Raw genomic sequence first — 2136 nt, 5'->3', positions numbered from 1 at the left:
AATCACGTAAAAACACGGAAGGGAGGCGGCGCCTATCGCTTGGGTTAATGGTAAATGGTTGACGCGGACAGAGCGCGAAGAAAAAATCACGGAATTGTTGACGTTAATCGATACGATTTATGATCGCGAAACTAAGACGTTCCATGTCGAGTTGGCTGACCTCCCTCCGGATGACGCGACGGAAATAGACGCAGCCTTAACGGAGTATGAGCGCCTGGAACGAATACATCGCTGCGAAACGAATTTAATCGAGTTCGCACTCGAATACTTTTCGGATGCGCGGAATCCCGGAAATGACGGGAATTGGGACGGATTCGACATCGTGGATTATAACGAAGCGCCCGCATTTCACCGTGAAATCTGCGCGTTAATGGACGATGTATCGAACGTCCATACAAACGATAAGGTAGCGGAGGCGGCACCTCGTTCTCACGCGAAATCTACGTATTTATCAAAGGCGTTTCCGATTCGCGAGATTGCATATAGGAAACGGAAATACTCGATTCTTATTTCGGAGACACCGACAGTATCAAGCTCTAACCTCGATTGGATCGCGCTGCAATTAAAGATTAACACGAAACTCCGGGCGGACTTCGGACCGCTTCTATCGCAAAAGCAGCAAGAGAACCCGAAAGATAACTCGTCCGAGTTTATCGCATGGGAGTCGCGAGAAGACGGAACAAAGCGTTTGCTTACGAAGGTAGAAGCAGCCTCAACCGGACAAGCGTTGCGCGGACGGAACTGGAACGGGGTTCGTCCGGATTTGATTATCTGCGACGATTTAGAGGATGCGCGGCCGGGCGGTAACGCATCAACACCGGAACTACGGCGCAAGCTCAAGGACTGGTTTGCGCAGACGGTCGTCCCTCTCGGTGATCCGCGCGGAAAGAAGACGGCCTTCGTGTACATGGGAACAACGGTCCATCACGAGGCGCTCCTCGTTGACGTGTTATATAATCGATCGGACTTTAAGAGCAGGGTTTATCGCGCGGTCATCGATTGGCCGGAGCGTATGGATTTGTGGGAAGCGTGTCGTCTCGTCTATAAGGACCCGGACAGACCGAAAGAAGAACGCGTTAAGGACGCTCGGACACTCTACGAGGCTAATCGCGAAGAAATGGATCGTGGGGCCGTCGTTTTGTGGCCGGAAGCGCAGCCGATATGGAAGTTGATGACGTGGAAATGGGATAACGGCTCCAAAGCGTTTAATACGGAGTACCAGAATAATCCGGTCAATGAGGAATCAATGATATTCAATCCGGAGACTTTTTCTTATTGGGACGGAAAGCTCAACGAAGTGTTTTCTCAGTATCCGCGGCCCGTTGACGAGTATGACGTTTACATGGGCGTTGACTTCGCGATGGGAAAGACACGCGGCGACTATTCCGCGATTGTTACGATAGCCCGGCATAAGAAGACCGGAACTAAATACGTGATAGATGCGTTCGGCGAGAGGATAAAGCCGGACGCTTTTTTGCGTGTGATTGTCGAGAAAACTTTGCGCTATCAGCCGAGCGCTATCGCAGCAGAGGCGCAGGCTGCGCAAGAGTTTTTCGTAGAGAAGTTGAAAGAAGCGCTGACCGCGGCTGGATACCCTGCGAAGGCGCGTGTTAAAGAGATCCACCAACGGTCGCGTAAAGATTTACGTATTGAGGCGCTGCTTCCGGATATCGAAAATGGCGCTATTCAGTTTACAAAAAAACACGCGCTACTCCTCGAGCAATTCGAAATGTATCCGGCTGGATCACACGACGACCTTCCGGATGCACTTGAAATGGCGGTAAGTATTGCAGGAAGAGCGCGGAAAAAAGTCCGCAATAAGCCCGCTTGGGCGTAAAACGACGGAAGGAGGACGACTACTATTTCGAAACTATTCACAACCGGCGCGCAATACCCACCAGAACGCGATATCCCACGCCTGGCCCGATATAAGCGCGGTCGTATTATTTTTGACGGACGCCATCCGGAAATCTACGAACGCGCCTCGACACTACTAAAAGACACGCCGCACGCCGCGCAGCTCGAAACGTTATTCATCGCGGTTAACCTTATGGACATCCTGCTCACGAAACCGGCGGACTTGTTAACAGGCGAGCCGCCGACATACGAGAGCGGAAAAGGAATGGATTCGCGCGA

1 protein-coding gene is annotated in these 2136 nt (G+C 51.7%); it reads left to right on the top strand.

Translation table 11 applies throughout. The features are described from left to right. Positions 1–58: 58 nt before the first annotated feature. Positions 59–1837 (top strand): phage terminase large subunit, encoded by a 1779-nt coding sequence (terL, locus tag ABD014_RS24780; RefSeq protein WP_343865952.1) that lies wholly within the window; start codon positions 59–61, stop codon positions 1835–1837. Positions 1838–2136: the final 299 nt, after the last annotated feature.

This window comes from Paenibacillus motobuensis, from assembly GCF_039521865.1.
Classification (GTDB): Bacteria; Bacillota; Bacilli; order Paenibacillales; family Paenibacillaceae; genus Fontibacillus; species Fontibacillus motobuensis.
This window is presented reverse-complemented; position numbering and strand designations above follow the sequence as displayed.